Source organism: Brevibacterium mcbrellneri ATCC 49030 (assembly GCF_000178455.1).
Taxonomy (GTDB): domain Bacteria; phylum Actinomycetota; class Actinomycetes; order Actinomycetales; family Brevibacteriaceae; genus Brevibacterium; species Brevibacterium mcbrellneri.
Genome location: NZ_ADNU01000085.1, coordinates 13,849 through 34,909 on the forward strand (window position 1 = coordinate 13,849; position 21,061 = coordinate 34,909).

Genomic DNA, 21,061 nt, shown 5'->3' on the forward strand with positions numbered 1-21,061 from the left:
CAGTTTACGGCGATTACTCGTCGTCAGATGATTCGCTAGCAGCTTCTTCTGAAGGCTCAGCACCAGTCGATGCTGCAACTTCTTCGTCCACTGCCTCGGATTCAAGTTCGGATTCGAGTTCAGCTTCGGTCATTTCAGCTGCAACGTGGATGAGCATCATTTCTTCGTCGTCAATCAGTTCGACGCCTTCTGGCAACTCAACGTCCTTAGCAAAGACGTGTTCGCCGACCTTACGGTCTTCAATTGACAGTTCGAAGAGTTCTGGAATCTGGGTTGGATCGGCAAGAACGCGCAGGGTCTGAGTTTCGACCGATACAAGAGTTCCAGGAGCTGCTTCGCCCACAGGTGAAACTGGAATTTCGACCTCAATCTTTTCACCGCGCTTAACGATGATGAAGTCAACGTGGATGATGTCGCGACGAACAGGGTGACGCTGGATGTCACGAGCAACAGCGAGGCTCTTAACCTTGCCGTCAGCGGTTGAGATTTCGACCAGCGAGTTTGGGTTCTTCATCGCCATCATGATGGCGTGGCCATCAAATGAGAGGTGCGCGGGTTCGTTTCCGCGACCGTAGAGAACACCGGGAACACGTCCGGCGGCGCGGGTACGGCGGGCATATCCCTTACCGTAGTTTTCACGGAGTTCGGCTTCGAGCTTAATGTCAGCCATGATGTCCTTTCGTGTGGTTTATCCAAACCACGGCGACAGTTTTCGCGGTCAGATAACACCTTCACGAATAACCGCGTCGATAACGGAGAAGTTTTTCCTCCCTCGCCGAGGCGAGAAACATTCTATACGGTCACTCGCCACAAGCGCAAAAACAGGCGCACGCGTCTGTTGAACGCGTGCGCCGAGGCTCGTTACTTTACGTCTGTGAGGTGCTTAGATGTTGAACAGGCTGGTGACTGAACCGTCTTCGAACACTTCGTGAACTGCACGACCCAGCAGCGGGGCAATTGACAGAACCGTGAGCTTGTCAAAGACTTTCTCTTCGCTCAACGGAAGAGTATTTGTCACAATCACTTCGTTTGCAACCGAATTCTTCAACCGTTCAACAGCAGGACCAGAGAACACGGCGTGCGTTGCTACGATGACCACGCCTTTTGCGCCTTCAGCCATACACGCCTCGGCTGCCTGCACAATAGTTCCACCGGTGTCGATCATGTCGTCAACCAGAACGCACATGCGCCCCTTGACGTCACCCACCACGCGATTAGCTTTGGTCTGATTTGGGCGGTCAATATCGCGAGTTTTGTGGATAAAGGCCAGCGGGCAACCACCTAGAGCAGCTGACCAGTTTTCAGCGACCTTAATGCGTCCTGCGTCTGGGGAGACGACTGCGAGAGGCTGCTCGTAGTTATTGCGCACATAGTCAGACAGAATTGGCAGAGCCACCAAGTGATCAACAGGACCGTCGAAGAACCCCTGGATCTGCGCGGTGTGGAGATCCACGGTGATGATGCGGTCGGCCCCGGCAGTGCGGTACAAGTCGGCAACCAGGCGAGCTGAAATAGGTTCGCGTCCGCGGTGCTTCTTGTCTTGACGCGCGTACGGGAAGAATGGGGCGATCACGGTGATGCGTTTTGCTGATGCGCGTTTGAGAGCATCGACCATAATGAGCTGCTCCATCAACCATTCGTTGATGGGTGCGCAGTGGCTTTGAAGAACGAACGCGTCACAACCGCGTACCGATTCTGAAAAGCGAACATAGATTTCGCCGTTCGCAAAGTTGTACACATCAGCTGGGAGCAGTTCCGTGCCCAGATTCTCTGCGACTTGCTGAGCTAGTTCTTCGTGTGCGCGCCCAGAAACGAGAACAAGTTTCTTTTCTCCTGTGGCGGTAATCGAGTTCACTGTTCGTCCGTCTCCTTATTGGCAGAAGCAGCGTCGGCAGCGGGGGTTCCAGGTCGGTTCTTAACCACCCACTCCTCAATATTACGCTGAGGTGCAACCGTAATTGCGAGCGCACCCGCAGGAACGTCTTTCCTGATCACCGTGCCGGCCCCGGAGTATGCCCCGTCACCCACAGTCACAGGTGCAACGAACATGGTGTCGGACCCTGTCCGCACGTTGTCACCCACCACAGTGCGATGCTTGTTCACACCGTCATAGTTCACAAAAACACTCGACGCACCAATGTTGGAGTTCTTGCCGATCGTCGCGTCTCCAACATACGTGAGGTGCGGAACCTTAGAACCGGTTCCAATCTGAGCGTTCTTCGTTTCGACAAAAGTTCCGATCTTGCCGTTTTCACCCAGGTCAGTCCCGGGTCGCAAGTACGCAAACGGACCTACCGTGGCACCTGCTCGCACAACAGCGAGCTGAGCGTGAGTCCGAATCACCTGCGCGCCTTCTCCCACCTCGGTGTCAGCCAAAGTCGTGTCCGGGCCAATCACAGCTCCCGAAGCGATTTCACAAGCCCCGTGAAGCTGAACGCCAGGCAAGATGGTCACGTCTGGGTTCAATGTCACATCTGAGTCAATCCACGTGGTGTCAGGATCAACGACCGTGACACCCGCGCGCATCCACTTTTCAACAGTGCGCCGATTGAGTTCTTTTCCAAGGGTCGCAAGTTGCACGCGGTCGTTTGCACCTTCAACCTGCCACACGTCGTCAATAGCCAAAGCCGCCACGGCAGAACCTTGCGAACGGGCGATCCCAATAACGTCCGTGAGGTACTTTTCGCCCTGCGCGTTGTCCGTTCCGACAGCAGCCAAAGAGGTGCGCAAAACTCCTGCATCAAATGCATAAATTCCGGAGTTGATCTCGGTGATTGCGCGCTCGTGTTCCGTGGCGTCTTTTTCTTCCACGATCTTTTCAAGCGTTCCGGTTGCATCGCGCACAATGCGACCGTAACCGCGAGGCTGCTTCACGTGGGCAGATAGCACCGTGACAGCGTTGGAATGTTCTTCGTGGAACACAACGAGGTCGTGGATGGTGTCCGCCTCCAAGAGAGGCACATCCCCGTAGGTCACAACAATCGTTCCAGTGAGGTTTTGTGGAAGTTGTGTGAGTGCACATTCGACTGCGCGCCCGGTCCCTGGAACGTCGTCCTGATCGGCAACCAGCACCGCGCATTCACGTGCCTGTGCAATGTTTGCAACGTGCTCACCCACACGGTCACGTTCGTGGCGCAAAACGACCACCAGATGATCTGGGTTGACCCCCGCAGCCGCGTCGACGGCGTGGTGCAACAGTGATCGACCACCAATGGGGTGCATCACCTTGGGCGTGGAGGACTTCATACGGGTTCCCGCTCCAGCGGCGAGAACGATTACGGCAGCTGGCGACTGCTGCGTCATGTGCACTCCTTGGACTAGCGGCGCTAGCTCCGCCCCTAGGATTCGAACCTAGACTGCACGGCTCCAAAGGCCGGCGTGCTGCCATTACACCAGGGCGGATTGTTCATACGATGAACAAGGCTTTTCTATCTTGCCATTAAGATGGGAAACATGGAAATTCTGCGTAGCATTTTGCTTATTTTGCACCTTGTCGGCATGGCCATCATCGTTGGTGGTTACTTTACTTATATGCGTTCACCGCGCGTCGAGGCAGGCATGTTGCACGCTTCCTTCCTGCAGTTGGTGACAGGTCTGGCTCTTGTGGGTATCCAAGAGGCGATGGGTGGGGCCAACCACATGAAGATCGGAATCAAACTGGTCCTGGCAATTCTGGTCACAGTCTTTGCATTCATTGGCAACCGCAAGCAGAAGGCTCACGACCAAGCCGATGGACCACAGCCGTCCGCCACAATGGCTCACCTGACCGGTGTGTTCGCAATCCTCGCGGTCATCGTTGCAGTAACGCTGTAACAGCCTGCGTTTTAACGAGCGACACCCGCGCGGTGTCGCTCGTTTGTGTATCAGCTCCCAGTCGCTTAAAAGTAAAACATCATGAATTTTGACTTCCTTGATTCGCAATCCGATTCACAACCCGAAGAACCTGTAGCGCACATCGCACCACACCAGGACGAACTTTTGGAGGGCCTCAACCCTCAGCAGCGACAGGCTGTGATGCATTCAGGTTCGGCGTTGTTGATCGTCGCAGGTGCTGGGTCAGGAAAAACGACCGTTCTCACACGACGGATTGCCCACATCTTGGCGACTGGCCAGGCCCACCCCGGGCAGATTCTTGCGATCACATTCACTAACAAAGCTGCTCGTGAAATGCTCGATCGTGTCACCTCCCTGGTGGGTGAACGGGCGCGTGGCATGTGGATCTCTACGTTCCACTCTGCCTGTGTGCGCATTCTGCGGCGAGAGGCGCGGGATCGCACTTCGAACTTTTCCATCTACGACGCGCAAGACTCTTTACGGCTCATTACGCAGGTGACAAAAGAGCTTGACCTCGACCCTAAAAAATTCGCTCCCAAAACGCTGCGGAACCGTATTTCGAACCTCAAGAACGAATGTGTGACCGCGTCAGAGTTCGAAGCCACAGCTCAGGAAAACAACCCGCTAGAGCAAGCGACTGCGCGGGTGTACAGCCGGTATCAAGAACGTTTGGCAGTAGCTAACGCGTACGACTTTGACGACCTCATCATGGAAACCGTGCGGTTGCTTACGCACAATCCCGAAATCGCGCGCAACTATCGTGCACGCTTCACGCACATTTTCGTCGACGAGTATCAAGACACGAACCCGGCTCAATATGCTCTGATCCGGGTCTTAGCGGGCGCGGACCTGCCTGAGCCCACTGGCCAGCTCACCGTCGTAGGTGACGCTGACCAGTCGATCTACGCGTTTCGAGGCGCCACTGTTCGCAACATTGTGGAGTTTGAAAAAGACTTCCCGCACGCACAGACGATTGTTCTCGAGCAGAACTACAGGTCCACCCAAAACATTCTTTCAGCTGCCAACGCGGTCATCCGGAACAACGACGACCGTCGCGACAAGAACCTGTGGACAGACCAAGGAAGCGGCGAAAAAGTGGTGGGATGGGTCGCTTCTACTGAGCACGCAGAAGCGCAGTTCATCGTCGACACGATCGACGAACTCATGGACGAATCAGACCTCACGTACGGCGACTTCGCCGTTTTTTATCGCACCAACGCTCAATCACGGGCCATTGAAGATGCCCTGGTGAGGGCAGGCCTTCCGTACAAAGTGGTTGGTGGAACCCGCTTCTATGAGCGCAAGGAAATCAAAGACGTTCTGGCCTATGCCCACGTTTTGTCCAACCCGTCAGACGACGTGAATTTGCGCCGTATTCTCAACGTGCCCAAGCGTGGAATTGGTGACCGCGGCGAAGCCTTTATTGCGGCACTTGCAAACCGCGAACGCATCAGTTTCTATGATGCTCTCCTCCGGGCTGAAGAAGCCCCCGGAATGACAAAACGAACACTGGGGCCACTCCAGACCTTTGCCAAACTCTTGAGCGATCTCCTCGAAGCGTCCCAGGGCGCGCAGCCGTCGCGCGTCCTTGAAGCGATCATGGAGCAGACCGGCTACTTAGACGGGCTGAACCGCAGTACCGACCCTCAGGACGAATCGCGGGTGGACAACCTCGCGGAGTTGGTTGCGGTTGCGGAGGACTTCCAGCACACACAACCGGAAGCTACGCTCAACGACTTTCTCGAACGCGTCTCACTGACCGCAGATGCCGATTCTGTCCCCGACTCTCAAGCCGGCGAAATCACTCTCATGACGTTGCACACCGCTAAGGGCCTGGAGTTCCCCGTGGTGTTCCTCACAGGCTTGGAGGATGGCACGTTCCCGCACCAGCGCTCGTTTACCAGCGCTACGGAACTGGCGGAAGAACGTCGGTTGGCTTATGTGGGTCTCACGCGCGCAATGCAACGCCTCTTTCTGTCCCGCTCAGAAACCCGCTCCATGTGGGGCCAGTCGTCCTATAACCCGCCCAGTAGGTTCCTTCAAGAGATCCCAGAGGAGCTGATCGATTGGAAGTCGACCGGCTCGGTCACCGCGCCTGTTGCAAGCTCAGCCAACCGTTCGCTGTCAGCCGGCCGGTACACCTCGGGAGGGCGTACGGCGGCTTCCGTAGGAAGGTCCGGTTCGCGGATCCGGCCGCAAAGGGAGGTTCCCGAGGTCGCAGTTGGAGATACTCTCTCCCACGACTCCTTTGGTTTGGGTACTGTCGTCGAGGTGACAGGTTCGGGCGATAAAACCGTTGCGCACGTGGACTTTGGTTCAGAAGGGACCAAACGGTTGCTCATGCGCTACGCGCCCGTGCAAAAGCTGTAAGACTCCAGACACCACAAAAAGGGGCGGGAGCCTTTCGCTCCCACCCCTTTAATAAGAACGCGTGTCCTTACTCGTTGCCTAGGTGGCCGTCAGCGGCGTCGCGACCCTGGTTAACCTGGTCTTCGAACTTGCCTCCGGTCTTGTCGTTAGCGAAGTCAGCACCCTTGTCGAGTACGTCGTCAGTAACGCCTTCAGCCTGTTCGCTCTTAACTGCGTCCTTTGCCTTGTCTGCGAAGTCTCCGAGTCCCATTAGTCCTCCTCGTGTTACGTGAACAGTTGCGATCAGCAACCTGTGATTAACGTTTCCACTCAGTAGCTTGTGAAACAACCGCCCATCGACGAAATGCAGGGATTCTCACGCGACGTTCAGGTTCTCTTCGCTGTTCATTCAGTTAGCGTGTGAGCTGGCGCCCAATGATCGTGCGCTGGATCTCCGACGATCCTTCGTAAATCCGGAAGATACGGACGTCACGAGCGTAACGCTCAAGGGGGAAGTCCCTGGTGAAGCCATAACCACCGTGGATCTGCAGAGCTTCGTCCGTGATGAACGCGGCCGCTTCAGATGCCACCAGTTTCGCTGTAGCCGACTTGATAGTGAAGTCTTCACCCGTGTCACGCGAGTGAGCAGCGTCCATGGTCACAAGGAACGCCTGCTGATAACGCGCGTGAATGTCGGCGAGCTTAAACGCGATCGCCTGCAAAGCCGCAATTGGTTTGCCGTTGATGTGGCGAGTCTTGGACCATGCAACAGCGTGCTCCATTGCCTTGCGCGAAATCCCGATACTCATCGCGGCAACTTCGATACGACCTCGGTCTAGAACCTTCATAGCCGTCTTGAAGCCCTGGCCTTCTTCACCCAGAAGGGCATCTGCGGGCAGTTCGCAGTCAAAGGAGATTTCATACACGGGTGAGCCACGCAGCCCCATAGTCTTTTCGTGACCACCCACGACGATTCCTTCGACCTTGGCGGTGTCGACCAAGAAAGCCGAGATGCCACGGTGACCGGCTTCGGGGTCAGTAATTGCGTACACAACAACGAAGTCTGCGAACCCGGCGTTTGTAATGAAGTGTTTGGTTCCCTTGAGGTGCCAGCCGTTTTCGGTGCGCACGGCTTTTGTGCTCATTTCCGCTGGGTTGGAACCTGCACCTGGCTCAGTGAGACCAAACGCACCAATGACTTCACCGCTGGCAGCGCGTGGCAGGTACGCCTTCTTCTGTTCCTCGGTTCCACCGATCAGCACGGAGTCGGTGGCCAGGTAGTGAGCGGTAACAATTGAAGCCGTCGATCCGCATCCGCCGGCAACAGCGGCGACCATGTGCGTCATTGCGACAGAACTGATTCCTGGGCCACCGTACTCTTCTGGCAGGTTGAGTCCCATGACGCCCATGTTCGCGAGCGCCTTGATGACCTCGTGAGGAATCTCTTCAGATTCGTCGGTTTGCGCGGCCTGGGGTTCCAGAACTTCGTTCGACAGCTCCTCGACGGCGTCGATGAGCATCTTTTCGTCGTCAGATACACCAAACATGTGCTTCCTCCTAGATTTCGTCGTTGTGTTCGCCCAGACGGGGAACCGGCAGTTCGGCGGCTGGTCGCTCGCCGTCAAAGAGCAGTGGGTGTCCCGCGTAGCGGTGCCCTGTACGTTCGTCAGTGCGGATGAGGTCCCGTTCCCGGCCGAGGTCGGATTCGAGGCTCTGCTTCAAGTCCAGTACCGCTGAGCACGGTATTCCGTTGGATCCGAGCAGTTCAAGCGCCGAATCTACGGTGTGGGAGCCCAGTGCTGCTTCGATTTCGGTGCGGAGCTCTTCTTCGTTCGCTTTCCGCTTAGGGTCCGTCAGAAAACGCTCGTCAGTTGCGAGCTCAGGGCGTTCAAGGGTTTCAGCGAGGTGGGCAAACAGGCGATCGTTTGCAACCGCAATAACAATGAGCCCGTCGGACACCTGGTAGGTGTCAAAAGGTGCAGTGACGGGGTGTGCGTTCCCGGAAGGAACCGGCGCTTCACCTGTCGAGTCGTACACTGCAACGTTGGTGGGTTGCATCGAAACGAGCACATCGTACATGGGAATGTCGACGTGGCTACCTTCGCCGGTGACCTTTTGCTTGTACAGAGCAGCCGCAATCCCAAAGGCCGCGAGGTTTCCGGCGGCGACGTCGGCAATGGACTCGCCTACACGAGTAGGTCCGCTTTCAGCTGTTCCCGTGGCGGCCATGAGGCCACTTCGCGCTTGAACCACGGTGTCATACGCTGGGCTCTTTGCGAAACTACCGGCCTGCCCATAGCCAGAAATAGATGCGTACACCAGTTCAGGGCGCTTAGCGCGCAACTGTTCAGCTGAAATACCCAACTTCTGGGCCACTCCGGGGCGAAAATTTTCAACAACAACGTCGGCACGCTCTAGAAGAGTGTCCAAACGCGCACGGTCTTCATCGGATTTCAGGTCGATTTCGACCGACTTCTTTCCGCGGTTGAGACCGGAGAAGTAAACGCTCTCTCCATCTTTAAACGGGCCCAAGTGTCGCGCGTCATCGCCTACACCGGGGATTTCAATCTTGATGACTTCAGCACCTAGATCAGCAAACATCGCGGTCGCGTAGGGACCGGCAAGCACTCGTGAGAAATCTACGATTGTGACGCCAGAAAACGGTGAATGTGACATACATCAATTGTCCCAGCCTGGGCTTGAACATTCAGTTTCTCCCGCACACCAGTGTCCAGCTAGTCGGACAAAATAACCTACACTCCAGGGACTGTAAGCGCGAGTGTCAACACCACACCAGCCAGAATCATCAGCGTGGTCACATCGGCAATCATGCTACGGTTACTCCACCACGCGTTCCACGGACTCAAGCGCACGAACGCCAGGCTTACCAGGCAGATTGCTAAACAGACCGCCATATAGAGCACACTCACAAATGCCAGTGCGCAGGCCGTGAGAATCCACAGAAGGGTCACCAACAAGGCCCAGTCACGGCCGGTAGGGTTGGAAAACCTGCGTTTCCATACGATCCACCGTTTGGAAATCGGCCCGCGACCTCGTCGTTTCGTCCGAGTTCTTTTAGTGGAAAAAATGGCGAGTACCCGTCAAATAGAGCGTCAGACCGGCTTTGCGTGCAGCTTCGATCACTTCTTCGTCGCGAATCGACCCGCCAGGTTGCACCACCGCGCGAACCCCAGCTTCGATGAGCACTTCCAAACCGTCAGCGAACGGGAAGAAGGCGTCAGACGCCACAACAGATCCGCGCGCACGCTCTTCACCTGCACGCGATACTGCCAAACGAGCCGAATCAACCCGGTTGACCTGCCCCATTCCAATTCCCACGGAAGCACCGTCTTTTGCCAACAGAATTGCGTTGGATTTCACCGACCGAACCGCTCGCCATGCAAACACCAGATCGGCGAGTGTCGCATCATCAGCAGGTTCGCCAGTAGCCAACGTCCAGTTGTCTGGCTTGTCGCCTGGGGCCTGGTACACGTCACGTTCCTGAACCAAGATCCCACCGCTGATCGATCGGAACTCGGTTGGAGCAAACGACACATCCCCCAGTTCCAACAGGCGGATATTCTTCTTTTTCTGCAAAACCTCAGCGGCACCTTCTTCGAAGGACGGAGCGGCAACGACCTCGGTGAAAATAGGTGCGATCTGCTCCGCAAGTGCCACCGTCACCGGCCGGTTTGTCGCAATGACCCCACCGAAAGCAGAAACCGAATCACACTCATGAGCACGTGTGTGAGCTTCTTCAATCGTGGAACCCACCGCTACCCCACACGGGTTGGCATGCTTAATGATTGCCACAGCAGGTTCGTCGAAATCATATGCAGTGCGCACTGCGGCATCCGTGTCTTGGTAGTTGTTGTACGACATTTCTTTTCCGTGCAACTGCTTCGCAGATGCCAGTCCCCCACCGGTTGCGTACACGCGCGCTTCCTGGTGCGGGTTCTCGCCGTACCGCAAACTGGATTTCAACTGCCCCGTAGCCCCAAAGAACTCCGGGGTCTCGCTGTGTGATGCAAACCACGACGCGACTGCAACGTCATACGCCGCGGTGTGTGCGAACGCTTTTGCCGCAAACGCCGTGCGATCCTCGAGTGTGAAACCGCCACCCTGCACAGCTTCGACAACAGAAGAGTAGTCAACGGGGTCGACCACGATCGCGACGGAGGCGTGGTTCTTCGCAGCGGCCCGCACCATGGAAGGGCCACCAATATCGATCTTTTCAATGCAGTCGTCATACCCTGCACCGGAGGCAACCGTTTCGCTAAACGGGTAGAGGTTCACCACAACCAGGTCAAACGCTTCGATGTTCAGGTCTGCCAATTGCGTCATGTGGTCGGGGTTGCGCGTGTCAGCAAGGATCCCCGCGTGGACACGCGGGTGAAGCGTTTTCACACGCCCGTCCAGACACTCAGGGAAGTTGGTGAGTTCTTCCACCTTGGTGACTGTGACGCCTGCCTGTGCGATCGTCGAGGCTGTTGAACCTGTCGAGACAATGTCGACTCCTGCAGATGCCAAGCTCTGAGCGAACTCTTCTAACCCGGTCTTGTCAAAAACACTGATGAGAGCACGGCGAATAGGGCGTTGTTCAGACACGTGAGGACTCGCTTTCTGCTGGTGTGAGAGTGACGCGGCGCCCGTTGAGAGTCAACGTATGCGTCGCCAAATCGGATAGAAGTCGCACGAGTTGTGCCCGCTCGACTTCTTTAATTCTTTCGTGAAGGGTTTCTTCAGTATCAGTGGGGCGGATGTCAATAGGAAACTGACGAATAATGGGGCCCGTGTCCACGCCCTCATCGATGAGGTGGATAGTCGTACCCGTCACCTGGACTCCATGGGCCAGGGCATCGCGCACCGCGTGGGCGCCCGGAAAGCTTGGGAGAAGAGCAGGGTGCGTGTTGATGATTGTGCCTGCAAACCTTGAGACAAATTCTGGTCCTAGAATCCTCATCAGGCCGGCTGACACGATCCAGTCTGGTTGATAGCTCGCAACCGCATCAGCGAGTGCTCGGTTCCACTCCGCACGATCCGCATACGAGGAAAAATCCACACTAAACGCATCGACGCCCGCCTGCTCAGCGCGTTGCAAAACCGGGGCGTCAGGAAGATCTGACCCCACCGCGACAACGTTGTAGGGCCCGGCAGCATCTAAAACCGCCTGGGTTAATGTCCCTGAACCAGAAGCCAACAGAAGAATACGCACGTCGCCATTCTATGCCTTGTAGTTCACCGCTTGGGTTCGTATGCCACACTTAGACACGTGATGCCTCCCAAGAATGAAACGACTGAAAACAACGCGATCGGACCCGATGAGAAAAAGCGCCGGCGCTTGGGCTACACATTTTTAGCTCTGTGTGCGCTTTCCTTCATGTTCTCGTTCTACCGCTTGCCGTTTTCCTTGCTCGCAGGCGTGTTTTCAATCGGTGCACTCATCTGGGGTATCCGCCTGTTCATCGCATGTGTGAAGACTAAGGGTCCTGCCGCGATGCTCGTGTTTTCAGTCATCGGTGTGGTTGCCTCAGTGATGAGCATCCTAGCCGCCGCCGGAACGCTCGTCCTGTACCCCATACAAAAATCGCTCGAAGAATGCACAACCTCTGCCATCACTCAAGAGGCCAGCGTCGCATGCCAAACCGAATACAAAAAAGGTGTCGAGGAACTCTACGAGCAGATAACCGGACAGCCCCTACCCAGCTGATTGAGGGTCCGAGCCCTGAGAAGTAGACGTTGAGACATAGAAGTCGCGCAGTTTTTTCATCCCTAGGCCAATTCCAATCCCGGCAATAAGCCAAACGGCGCTTGCCACCACAAACGTCCACGGGACCACACCCAAAGCTTGCAAGCCTCCCGGACCGATTCCACCGAAGAAAAACAGCGAAGTCAGCACCAAAGCAAAAAACGCTTGGGTACCTGCGACCACGGAATTCTGCACTGTCGCCATATCCGAAAACGCAATCACCATCGCAACCGCAATAACGGGAACAGCTACCAACGCAATCCCTGCCGGATGCGGCGAGTGTGGAATGACCGAAAAAGTCGGAATGGCAGGCAGCGGACCCTCAAACCCGGACATAGCTGAAGCGTGGATGTCACCACCCAACTGAAGCGGAAAACCTGTCACCCACGTCAGAGTCGCAGCCCACACGGTAGGCGCAAACATCGCCTGCACAATACCGAGCCCAACAGCGGCAACCACTGGCGCGCTGTAAGAAGAAACGACCTCGGCGCCGGCGGAAAAATTCCTCCACACGGCAACCGCAAAAACAATGTGCGCGGCAATAACAAGAGCGAAAAGCAACCGCGCTACAAGCGCCACTGAACCGTCTACAGCATCACCCCACGCAAAGCTCAAACGGTCGTCGCACCAACGTGCTACATGCTCAGCACCTATACGGATGCCCCAAGCCGGGGCGATGACAAGAAGAATGATGCTACGGACAACAGCAGAGCCAGTAATGGGGGCACCGCTGGCCACAAGCGCAACCGCAATGACAAGAAAAACGCTCAGTGACAGACCGGTCAGCCGTAACAGTTGAGTTTTCAGCAGGTCTTCGGAAGAAACACTGTCTTCTGCACGGAGTGACTTGCCAGCGCGATACATCTGCCACGCGATCACGAGCGAAAGCAACGTAGGAGGCAAGCTCAGAGCGAAATCAGCCTGTTCGAACGGGAACCCGAAAGCCGCTAACGCACCTCGAGTTGCCCAGTCAGGAATCGTGGCAATCGGCAACATTTTGGCCACCGCCACCAGCCACATCACAAAAGACAAACCCAATGCGCTGAGAACAAAAACAACAAGGACACGGACGCCGGCCAGCGCACCGAGCCCCACAGGACGGGCAAACTCATTGAACGATTGGGAAGTCTTTGGCACACATACATCTTGCCGTCCCAGCAACGGGTGTTCCAATTAAGACACACCCGACATAGGGCCTGCGTGATACCTTGGAGACGGTATATATAGACGTTTTGTGAGGATTATATGAGTTCAGGGAATAACTTCCCCCCTGGTATGCCGCCGCAGCCACCCCGGCCACCGCAGCACAACGGAACGCCAAACAACGGCTCCGCACCCCAAACTCCCATGGGGACGGGACCTAACCAGCCACCTCGGCCGGCGCCCGCTCCAGGTTACGGAAACCCTCAAGCTGGGCCACAAAAGAAGAAATCTTCCAAGGCCCCACTCATTATTTCGCTCGCCGCGGTTGCAGGTGTCATCCTTCTGGTTGTCGCTGGGATCATTGTGGTCAATGTTGTCAACAAACAACAGCACAGCCCGCAGGCCCTCGCACAGTCATACGTTGATGCCGTCAACGCCGGCGACATGAAAAAAGCCAACGAAATCGCCAAGGTTCGCGTGCCCAAGGGTGCGCGCGAAGAACTGCTCGACCCCCGTTTTATTGAGTCGTCTCCCGACAAGATTCAAGACGTCACGGTTGAAAACGTTGAACGAAGGGGCGATACCGCACAGATCGGCTTGTCATACACCATCAGCGGTCAAGAACATTCTGTGAAGTTGCACGCTGAAAAGAAGGGCAAGAAGGGCCTGTTCTTCGACGACTGGCAGATGCAAGGCCCCCAGGTTCAGCCTGTGACCCTCGAGTCACCTTCCGACAAGCTCAAGGTCAACGGTGAAGAACTCAACGTTGAACCCGGGGCCACCGTGTTCGCAGTTTTCCCCGGCACATACGAGGTTGAATCGCCTGAGAGTAAGTTCCTGACCGGGGACAAGCAGTCCATTTCCCTGGGTTTCCTCAGCGAAGAAGACAAAGACGAGCCGCAAGAGGTTCGACTGCGCACAGACGTCAAAGACGAACTGAACAAAGAGGTTGAAAACCTCATCAACAAAAAACTCGACGAATGCGTCAAGTCGGGTAATTTCGCTCCAAAAGGATGCCCTTTCTCCGTGGACACGACGTCAGAGTCTCAGGGCGTAAAGATTAAGGACGACGTCAAAGACGGCGACGTTCACTGGAAGCTCGAAAAGCGACCTAAGATACGCGTTTCGTACTCCGGAGCCCTTGGAAACGGCGTGTACTACACGAACGAGGAAGGCGAAGCCTCGTTTACGGCCGACTCAAAGCGGGCCGGAAAGAACGCATGGAAGTCAGTGAACAACATGAAGTTCAAGATGGCCGGAAAAGTCTTCATCGAAGGTGACTCCGTGAAAATTGAGGACTACTGACCGTAGTTCACACATGTGGGCCCCCGGACGCTACGTCCGGGGGCCCACATGTTTCTGGCTACACTCCCACGGTACGCGCGGGAAGCTCCACGTTCAGGGCCTGTTCCAACCACAGCGATGCAGACAGAACAAACGGATCATTGAAACGACGACCGGCAACCTGGACTCCCACAGTGCGCCCGTCGTCCGTGTAACCCGCGTGCACCGTGGATGCCGGCTGCTCCGACATGTTGTACGGCACAGTAAACGACGTGTGCCCCATGCTCTGAGTCGGATCGTTAAACGGCATAGGCCACTCAGCAGGAAACGCCGCAACGGGAGCCACCGGTGACAACACCAGGTCATATGGTTCAGTTGCACTCACCGTGCGTTTCCGCATCCTATGGATCGAGTTATACGCGTCCATGAGTTCAGGACCGCTGACGTCCGCCCCAACTTCACACCACTGCACAACATACGGAAGCACGCGGGCACGGTCTTCTTCGCTGAGCTTCATGAGGTCATTGTATGACCGCACGCGCCAGAACAGATCGATGAGGCTCAGCAGTTCGTCATCCATGAATGGTTCAATTTCTTCCACCTGAGCACCCGCGGTCTCGAACGCGCGCGCAGCGCCTCGCACCACCTCGGCCACCTGCGGATCTACGTCCATTCCACACCCAGCGTCCACATGCACGGCCACGCGCACGGAAGCCGGATCAAAACTGGTCTGATAAGCCCCTTCAAACGGTGGGAGCTGAGAATAGTCGCGCGCATCGGAACGTCCAATCACTTCCATCGCCGCAATCACGTCACTCGTGCGACGAGCAAGCGGCCCCGCGCAACGTCCCTGATACGGAACGGAAAGCGGAACGCGGCCAAAACTGGGCTTGAGAGTCGCCAGTCCCAACCACGTTCCAGGAAGGCGGATCGAACCGCCAATGTCGCTACCGATATGTATCGGGCCATAGCCTGCAACAGTGGCCGCACCAGCACCAGAAGACGAGCCTCCCGTTGTCAGGTCCGGGTTGATTGGCGAACGGGTGATCCCGTGGAGTGAAGACACCCCGGAGGACAGCATGCCCCAGTCCGGCATGACGGTCGAACCAACGATGACGGCCCCGGCTTCTTCCAGCCGGTCCACAATTGGCGCGTTGTCCTTCTCTGGGATACGCGAGCCCGGCTGGGTTCCTGACGGCATCGCGACCCCGGCACGCGCAATGTTCTCTTTCACAGTGACCATCACACCGTCGAGGGCACTCAGCGCTTCGCCACGCCGCCAGCGTTCGGCTGACGCCTGTGCCGCTTGTCGAGTGCGTTCCGCGGTTGGCCCGTCTGCCGTGGCGTTGTCCCACAGCGCGTTAATGGTTGGTTCGCACGCAGCGATGCGCTCCGCGACCGCATCGAGCACATCAACTGGGCTAAACTCCCCGTTTGCGTATCCAGCTGTTGCTTCTTGAGCGGACAGATCCGCCAGCATAATGCGCTCCTTCCTGCAGATATGTCGACGTGTATCGACGTATTTTGACTGTGTGGTGCCCCCGTCACCCGGTCACCACGTGGTTGTTTATGCGTGATGCGACAGTGCATCCTCAAGTTGTGGAGTCGCAGCTACGAGCTTCTGCGTGTACGGGTGGGACGGTGCTTCATAGATCTGGTCGACTGTCCCAGTTTCCACAATCTCGCCACTTTTCATGACTGCAACATCACTACACAGGTAGCGCACTACAGACAGGTCGTGGCTGACAAAAATCAAGGTGAGGCCGTATTCCTCAACGAGGTCTGTAAGCAGGTTAAGGACCTGCGCGCGAACCGAAACGTCGAGCGCTGAAACAGGTTCGTCGGCAACCAAGATCTGTGGCCTGCACACCAGGGCGCGCGCAATCGAGATACGTTGCCTCTGCCCGCCAGAAAACTGGTGTGGGTACCGGTTTTCTGCTGTTTCGTCGAGCCCGACCGCGATGAGCATTTCTCTCACTCGGTTGACGCGCTCGTTGGCGGGAACCCCCATTGCGATGAGCGGTTCAGCGACAATTTCGCGCACTTTCATGCGCGGGTCAAGCGACGCGAACGGGTCTTGGAACACGATCTGCAGGTCTTCTCGAACCTTGCGGATGTCCGCCTCCGCCCCAGCCGTGACGTCGTAGTCGCCCACGGTCACTTTCCCGCTTGACGCTGTTTCTAACCCAGACAAGATCTTCAACAGGGTCGACTTTCCTGAACCGGACTCCCCCACGATTCCGAACCGTTGCCCCGGCTGGATCGTCAGGTCGATTCCTTTGAGCGCGTGGACTTTGTGGGGTGGCGCGAACAGGCGCCCTGACTTGCGTTCGTAGTCCTTTTTCAGGTCACGGATCTGGACGACCGTCCCAGGGTTTTCCTTCCCCGAGGTGCCCGCCACCTTGACACTCCCCCCTACCGAGGTGTCCCCCACCTCGGTGTCTTCCGCCACCTCGGTACCTTCTGCCGCCCTGGTGGTCTCCCGGGCGGCGTCGTGTTCTTCTTCGAGCCGATAGTTGTGGGCGGTTTGGATGGTGAAGAGGCGTCCGTTTTCATCGGTTGCAGACAGGTCCGAGGCGGCTAACAGCCCGCGCGTGTATTCGTGTTGCGGGTTAGTGAAGACGTCTGTGACCGTGCCTCGTTCGACGAGTTCCCCTTTGTACATCACCATTACGTGTTCGCACACGCGCGCAACGACCGCGAGGTCGTGGGTGATGAACAAAAGTCCCGTGTTGTTTTTCTGCACGCTGTGCCCAATGAGGTCCAGGATTCCTGACTGGACGGTCACGTCGAGCGCGGTGGTGGGTTCGTCACAAATCAATAGCCGAGGTGAGTTCGCCATTGCGATCGCAATCACCACGCGCTGTCGTTGGCCCCCTGAAAGTTGGTGTGGGTAGGCTTTTGCGGCGGCTTGTGGGTCCGGCAGGTCCACTTGCGTCAACAGATCAATGACTTTGTCGCGCAGGTTTGTGGTGTTTCCGTGGAGCTTCATGACTTCAGCTACTTGGTCGCCCACCCGCATGAGCGGGTTGAGCGCGCTCATGGGTTCTTGGAACACCATTGAGAAGTCTTTTCCACGCAGTTTGGACATGCGGGCGTCGCTGAGCGTGAGCAGGTTTCCGGCGTGACCCTGAAGTTCAATGGTCCCTGAGGCGTGCAGTTCATCTGGAAGGAGTCCCATGATCGCCGAGGCGGTGAGGGACTTTCCTGAACCTGACTCACCGATCAACCCCACCCGTTCCCCTGGCGCAAGGTCAAGGGACAGAGGCTGCACGAGCTCCGTGGTGTCTGTTGCAATGCGCAGGTCTTTGACGTGTAAAAGTTCTGACATCACGACCGTCCCTTCAGTTTGGGGTCGAGTCGATCGCGGAGACCGTCACCCAACAGGTTGAAGCCCAACACCGCGATCGCGATTGCGATGCCTGGCCAAATCGCCAGTCCTGGGTGGCTTTCCAAATGTTGCTGTGCGTCGTACAGCATCCTGCCCCATGACGGAGTTTGCGCCTGGGTACCTAGTCCCAGGAAGGACAGACCCGCCTCGGCCAAAATAGCCAGCGCGAACGCAACCGAACACTGCACGATCACCATGCCACCGATATTAGGCAAAACGTGTGTGCGCGCGATCGCGAACGCACTTCGATTTGCAGACTTCGCAGCCATGATGAATTCACGACTCATCACTTGCAATGTCCCGGATCGGGCTACTCGCGCAAATCCGGGGATCGACGCGATTCCCACCGCGATCATGGCAGGCAAGGTTCCCGGCCCCAAGGCGGCAGCGAAAATCATGGCCAGCAAGAGCGCTGGAAACGCCAACAACAGGTCGTTGGTGCGCATAATCAGGCTGGACAGCCACCCAATGTTGGTCATGCCAGCCAAAATGCCCAAAGGCACACCAATGAAAACCGCGATTCCCACCGCGACGGCACCCACGTACAGCGTGATCCGCGCACCCATCATGACCCAGGTGAAGGTGTCACGGCCGTATTGGTCGGTTCCTAACCAGTGCTCAGGCGTAGAACCAGACAACCGAGCGTCCATGTGGTTGGGCGAATACGGCGTCCAGATGAAGCTGATGAGCGCGGTGATAATGATGAGGGCCACAAACACCAGGCCAACGATGAGGCTCATGTGCGAAAAGATTCGCTTGTTCATTACGCGGCCCTCCTCACACGCGGGTCGAGTATGGGGTACAGAAGGTCAATAATGGTGTTAAGTGCAAGCACCAGAACCACAAGCACTAAAACGATTCCTTGTACCGCGATCAGGTCACGGTTGCTCACTGCGCGAACCAGTTCTGACCCCATCCCAGGGATCACAAAGACCTGCTCGATCACAACGGCCCCAATGAGCAACGTGGCTAACTGCACACCGGCCACGGTGACAACGGGGATCGCGGCATTTCGCAGACCGTGCTTCATGAGCGCGCGACCTTTTGTTTGACCTTTAGCGCGGGCGGTTCGCAAGAAATCTTCACCCATGACTTCCAGAACCGCCGAACGCACGTACCGGGTCAAAATGGCAGCTTGAACCAAAGCGAGCGCAAAGACCGGAAGCACTAGGCGGACCAGAAATTCTCCAAATCCTTCTGCCGGCGCTTTCCACCCAGACGACGGGAACCATCCGAGCTGAAGCGAAAACAGCATGACCAGCAAGATACCCGCTAAGAAGTTCGGGATCGCCACGCCGATCTGGCTGGCACCGGAAATCAACGAACCGAACATGTTCTTGTGGTTGACAGCAGCCAGGGTACCCAGCGGAATTGCGATGGCCAGGGCAACCACCATTGACGCCAGCACCACAATAAGCGTGACCTGAATCGAGTTCGCGATGACCGGAGCGATCGGCGCGCCCGTCACGTACGACGTGCCAAAGTCACCAATGAGCACATGACCGATCCAATCGAAGTACTGGACCACGATGGGGCGATCCAAGCCGTACTGTTTTTCCAAAGCTGCTACGGCCTCGGGGGTGGCACTCGTTCCCAACGCAACTTGCGCGGCGTTACCCGGCAGGATTTGCATGAGTGCGAACACCACCACCGAGGCGACTGCCGCTGTCAGAATGAACTGGAGCAGTCGACGTAGAAAGTAGCTTGTCAAAGCGGTTACTCCCAGCCGAGGTCGGCGATACGGAATGCGTCAGAGACTTGGTTTTCTGCTACCCCAGTGACCTTCGAGTTGGTCACAACCAGGTTGGGGAAGAGGAAAAGGAAGCCAGCGGCTGCATCTTCTGTGATGGTGCGTGCAACCTGCTTCATGCCTTCTGTGTATTCCTCTTCTGAACCTTCATCAGCCTTGGCAGCGATGTCGCTGATCTTCTTTGAGTCATATCCCGTGTAGTAGCCCTCACCAAAGACCGTGAGAATGTCGCGAGCTTCAATGTGGTTGATGATGGACATGTCGTATTCATGGTTGGTGAACGTCTTGTCCAGCCACACTGCCGGGAACTCTTGAGTTTCAACTTTCGCCTTCAGTCCCACGGCTTCGAGCTGGGAAACAACGACATTGGCAGATGCGGTGGCATACGGAAGGTTTGGCACGGTGAACTTCACCGTCTGGTCCTTCACACCTGCTTCTTCGACAAGCTTCTTAGCTTTTTCGACATCGTGTGGCCAAACGTCGTTGAGGTCTTCGTAGTAAGGGTCAGTGGGTGGAACCATCGACCCGATAAGTGTTCCGTGGCCGCTCCACGCGGTGTCAATGATGGCCTGCTCATCAAGCGCGTACATGACGGCTTCGCGGACCTTCTTGTCCTTAAATACGCCGTCTGCATTGTTCAGAGCAAGCAGCACCTCACCGTTTGAGGTTCCTTCAACCACCTTGAACTTGTCGCCTTCTTTTTCAAAGCTCGATAGAAGATCGGGTGCTTGGAGGTTAGCAAGAACATCCACTTCGCCAGACTTCAACGCGTTGGCACTTGCTACTGGGTCCTTGAAGTACTTAAACGTCACCTTGTCCAGTTTTGGTGCTTCGCCCCAGTAGTCGTCACGGGAAGCGAACACGATCTGCTGACCACGTGTAAATGTGTCGACCGTGAACGGGCCGGTTCCTACGGCTTTGTTGGCGAGGTCGGATACTCCGTCTTGGTCAAAGATCGCCCCGACCAAAGACGCCAGGTCAAACAGCCACCGGTTGGATGGGTGGGACAGAGTGATTTCCACCGTCGCGTCGTCGACAACGTTGATCGAGTCTACGACGTCCATCTTGGACTTCAACGCGTTCTTCCACTCGTCTGACTTCACGCGTTCGTATGAGAACTTAACGTCTTCAGCAGTGAAATCGGCTCCCGAGGAGAACTTGACACCCTTGCGGAGCTTAAAGGTGTAGGTCTTGCGGTCTTCAGACAGGTCCCACGATTCGGCGAGCGCAGGTTGGATCTGTCCTTCTTGGTCAATCCGAACGAGCGACTCGTAGACGTTTTCCATCAGTGCTTGAGGCACGGCAGCCCCGGCCGAGGTTGTAAAGTCTAGGTTCGCCGGTTCCGCTGTGTGCGCCACCACCATGTCGGTGCGTGCCTCAGAGGAACCCGATGATGACGCCCCCGCGTTGCATCCCACAAGTGCGAGTGAACTTGCTGCAGCTACGAGCGCGAGGCCAAAACGCTTTTTCATGTGACTCCTTCTTCCGTTCGTGGAGGCTCCGGCGACTCCACACACTGTAATGAAGATTACAAAAGATTTAACGAATGTTCAGAAACTGG

19 protein-coding genes and 1 tRNA gene are annotated in these 21,061 nt (G+C 56.4%); 4 read left to right on the plus strand and 16 right to left on the minus strand.

The features are described 5' to 3' along the window. Positions 1-13: 13 nt before the first annotated feature. The 4 genes from HMPREF0183_RS11430 to HMPREF0183_RS11445 form a co-directional block, all read right to left on the minus strand. Positions 14-670 carry a 50S ribosomal protein L25/general stress protein Ctc gene (locus tag HMPREF0183_RS11430; protein ID WP_005886300.1) on the minus strand — a complete coding sequence of 219 codons (657 nt, stop codon included), beginning with the start codon at positions 668-670 and terminating at the stop codon, positions 14-16. A gap of 213 nt (positions 671-883) precedes the next feature. After that, entirely contained in the window at positions 884-1,855 is a 972-nt protein-coding gene (locus tag HMPREF0183_RS11435) for a ribose-phosphate diphosphokinase (protein ID WP_005886302.1), read from the minus strand. Continuing rightward, on the minus strand, positions 1,852-3,303 hold the full coding sequence (gene glmU / locus HMPREF0183_RS11440) for a bifunctional UDP-N-acetylglucosamine diphosphorylase/glucosamine-1-phosphate N-acetyltransferase GlmU (RefSeq protein ID WP_005886304.1): 1,452 nt from the start codon (positions 3,301-3,303) through the stop codon (positions 1,852-1,854). The genes HMPREF0183_RS11435 and glmU overlap by 4 nt, the downstream gene beginning before the upstream one ends. 27 nt (positions 3,304-3,330) lie before the next feature. Continuing rightward, positions 3,331-3,402, minus strand: a tRNA-Gln gene (locus HMPREF0183_RS11445). 51 nt (positions 3,403-3,453) lie between these two features. On the opposite strand from HMPREF0183_RS11445, the gene HMPREF0183_RS11450 reads away from it, so the two are divergent. Together HMPREF0183_RS11450 and pcrA are read left to right on the plus strand one after the other, a co-directional pair. Further along, positions 3,454-3,813 (plus strand): hypothetical protein, encoded by a 360-nt coding sequence (locus HMPREF0183_RS11450; protein ID WP_040349120.1) that lies wholly within the window; start codon positions 3,454-3,456, stop codon positions 3,811-3,813. A gap of 81 nt (positions 3,814-3,894) precedes the next feature. Next, positions 3,895-6,204 carry a DNA helicase PcrA gene (gene pcrA, locus HMPREF0183_RS11455; protein WP_005886308.1) on the plus strand — a complete coding sequence of 770 codons (2,310 nt, stop codon included), beginning with the start codon at positions 3,895-3,897 and terminating at the stop codon, positions 6,202-6,204. A gap of 67 nt (positions 6,205-6,271) precedes the next feature. On the opposite strand, the gene HMPREF0183_RS11460 is transcribed toward pcrA, so the two are convergent. The 6 genes from HMPREF0183_RS11460 to purN all read right to left on the minus strand — a co-directional run bounded on the left by HMPREF0183_RS11460 (position 6,272) and on the right by purN (position 11,398). Beyond that, a complete protein-coding gene (locus tag HMPREF0183_RS11460; RefSeq protein ID WP_005886310.1) occupies positions 6,272-6,454 on the minus strand; it encodes an antitoxin in 183 nt (60 codons plus the stop codon). Between the two features lie 142 nt (positions 6,455-6,596). Then, positions 6,597-7,730: an acyl-CoA dehydrogenase family protein gene (locus HMPREF0183_RS11465; protein WP_005886312.1), complete on the minus strand. Its 1,134-nt coding sequence runs from the start codon at positions 7,728-7,730 to the stop codon at positions 6,597-6,599. A 10-nt stretch (positions 7,731-7,740) separates the two neighbouring features. Then, the gene (locus HMPREF0183_RS11470; protein WP_005886314.1) at positions 7,741-8,859 is read right to left on the minus strand and encodes a CaiB/BaiF CoA transferase family protein; all 1,119 of its coding nucleotides are present in this window, start codon (positions 8,857-8,859) and stop codon (positions 7,741-7,743) included. A gap of 77 nt (positions 8,860-8,936) precedes the next feature. Then, positions 8,937-9,113, minus strand: a complete 177-nt coding sequence (locus HMPREF0183_RS12930) for a hypothetical protein (protein ID WP_156798285.1) — start codon at positions 9,111-9,113, stop codon at positions 8,937-8,939. Positions 9,114-9,258: 145 nt separating this feature from the next. Beyond that, positions 9,259-10,791, minus strand: a complete 1,533-nt coding sequence (purH, locus tag HMPREF0183_RS11475) for a bifunctional phosphoribosylaminoimidazolecarboxamide formyltransferase/IMP cyclohydrolase (RefSeq protein WP_005886318.1) — start codon at positions 10,789-10,791, stop codon at positions 9,259-9,261. Continuing rightward, on the minus strand, positions 10,784-11,398 hold the full coding sequence (gene purN / locus HMPREF0183_RS11480) for a phosphoribosylglycinamide formyltransferase (protein WP_005886320.1): 615 nt from the start codon (positions 11,396-11,398) through the stop codon (positions 10,784-10,786). The genes purH and purN overlap by 8 nt, the downstream gene beginning before the upstream one ends. 60 nt (positions 11,399-11,458) lie before the next feature. Here purN and HMPREF0183_RS11485 point away from each other — a divergent pair, with 60 nt between their 5' ends. Further along, a complete protein-coding gene (locus HMPREF0183_RS11485; RefSeq protein WP_005886322.1) occupies positions 11,459-11,893 on the plus strand; it encodes a cyclin family protein in 435 nt (144 codons plus the stop codon). Here HMPREF0183_RS11485 and HMPREF0183_RS11490 read toward each other — a convergent pair. Next, the gene (locus HMPREF0183_RS11490; RefSeq protein WP_156798286.1) at positions 11,882-13,069 is read right to left on the minus strand and encodes a cell division protein PerM; all 1,188 of its coding nucleotides are present in this window, start codon (positions 13,067-13,069) and stop codon (positions 11,882-11,884) included. The genes HMPREF0183_RS11485 and HMPREF0183_RS11490 overlap by 12 nt on opposite strands. Positions 13,070-13,177: 108 nt before the next feature. Between HMPREF0183_RS11490 and HMPREF0183_RS11495 the strand changes: the two genes are divergently transcribed. Beyond that, positions 13,178-14,380 carry a zinc ribbon domain-containing protein gene (locus HMPREF0183_RS11495; protein WP_169309679.1) on the plus strand — a complete coding sequence of 401 codons (1,203 nt, stop codon included), beginning with the start codon at positions 13,178-13,180 and terminating at the stop codon, positions 14,378-14,380. A gap of 58 nt (positions 14,381-14,438) precedes the next feature. Here HMPREF0183_RS11495 and HMPREF0183_RS11500 read toward each other — a convergent pair whose 3' ends face one another. From HMPREF0183_RS11500 to HMPREF0183_RS11520, 5 genes are all read right to left on the minus strand, one after another. Continuing rightward, entirely contained in the window at positions 14,439-15,839 is a 1,401-nt protein-coding gene (locus tag HMPREF0183_RS11500; RefSeq protein WP_005886328.1) for an amidase, read from the minus strand. Between the two features lie 87 nt (positions 15,840-15,926). Next, the gene (locus HMPREF0183_RS11505; RefSeq protein ID WP_005886330.1) at positions 15,927-17,690 is read right to left on the minus strand and encodes a dipeptide ABC transporter ATP-binding protein; all 1,764 of its coding nucleotides are present in this window, start codon (positions 17,688-17,690) and stop codon (positions 15,927-15,929) included. After that, the gene (locus tag HMPREF0183_RS11510; protein WP_005886332.1) at positions 17,690-18,514 is read right to left on the minus strand and encodes an ABC transporter permease; all 825 of its coding nucleotides are present in this window, start codon (positions 18,512-18,514) and stop codon (positions 17,690-17,692) included. Before HMPREF0183_RS11510 ends, HMPREF0183_RS11505 begins: the two co-directional genes overlap by 1 nt. After that, entirely contained in the window at positions 18,514-19,461 is a 948-nt protein-coding gene (locus HMPREF0183_RS11515; RefSeq protein ID WP_005886334.1) for an ABC transporter permease, read from the minus strand. The genes HMPREF0183_RS11510 and HMPREF0183_RS11515 overlap by 1 nt, the downstream gene beginning before the upstream one ends. Positions 19,462-19,466: 5 nt before the next feature. Continuing rightward, positions 19,467-20,972 (minus strand): ABC transporter substrate-binding protein, encoded by a 1,506-nt coding sequence (locus HMPREF0183_RS11520; RefSeq protein ID WP_005886336.1) that lies wholly within the window; start codon positions 20,970-20,972, stop codon positions 19,467-19,469. Positions 20,973-21,061: the final 89 nt, after the last annotated feature.

Excerpts from the sequence above, each read along its gene's own strand:
- HMPREF0183_RS11465 (WP_005886312.1), bottom strand. The coding sequence starts at position 7,730 with ATGTTTGGTGTATCTGACGACGAAAAGATGCTCATCGACGCCGTCGAG.
- HMPREF0183_RS11430 (WP_005886300.1), bottom strand. The coding sequence starts at position 670 with ATGGCTGACATTAAGCTCGAAGCCGAACTCCGTGAAAACTACGGTAAG.
- HMPREF0183_RS11450 (WP_040349120.1), top strand. The coding sequence starts at position 3,454 with ATGGAAATTCTGCGTAGCATTTTGCTTATTTTGCACCTTGTCGGCATG.
- HMPREF0183_RS11495 (WP_169309679.1), top strand. The coding sequence starts at position 13,178 with ATGAGTTCAGGGAATAACTTCCCCCCTGGTATGCCGCCGCAGCCACCC.
- HMPREF0183_RS11510 (WP_005886332.1), bottom strand. The coding sequence starts at position 18,514 with ATGAACAAGCGAATCTTTTCGCACATGAGCCTCATCGTTGGCCTGGTG.
- HMPREF0183_RS11520 (WP_005886336.1), bottom strand. The coding sequence starts at position 20,972 with ATGAAAAAGCGTTTTGGCCTCGCGCTCGTAGCTGCAGCAAGTTCACTC.
- HMPREF0183_RS11485 (WP_005886322.1), top strand. The coding sequence starts at position 11,459 with ATGCCTCCCAAGAATGAAACGACTGAAAACAACGCGATCGGACCCGAT.
- HMPREF0183_RS11500 (WP_005886328.1), bottom strand. The coding sequence starts at position 15,839 with ATGCTGGCGGATCTGTCCGCTCAAGAAGCAACAGCTGGATACGCAAAC.
- HMPREF0183_RS11460 (WP_005886310.1), bottom strand. The coding sequence starts at position 6,454 with ATGGGACTCGGAGACTTCGCAGACAAGGCAAAGGACGCAGTTAAGAGC.
- pcrA (WP_005886308.1), top strand. The coding sequence starts at position 3,895 with ATGAATTTTGACTTCCTTGATTCGCAATCCGATTCACAACCCGAAGAA.
- HMPREF0183_RS11505 (WP_005886330.1), bottom strand. The coding sequence starts at position 17,690 with ATGTCAGAACTTTTACACGTCAAAGACCTGCGCATTGCAACAGACACC.
- glmU (WP_005886304.1), bottom strand. The coding sequence starts at position 3,303 with ATGACGCAGCAGTCGCCAGCTGCCGTAATCGTTCTCGCCGCTGGAGCG.
- HMPREF0183_RS11470 (WP_005886314.1), bottom strand. The coding sequence starts at position 8,859 with ATGTCACATTCACCGTTTTCTGGCGTCACAATCGTAGATTTCTCACGA.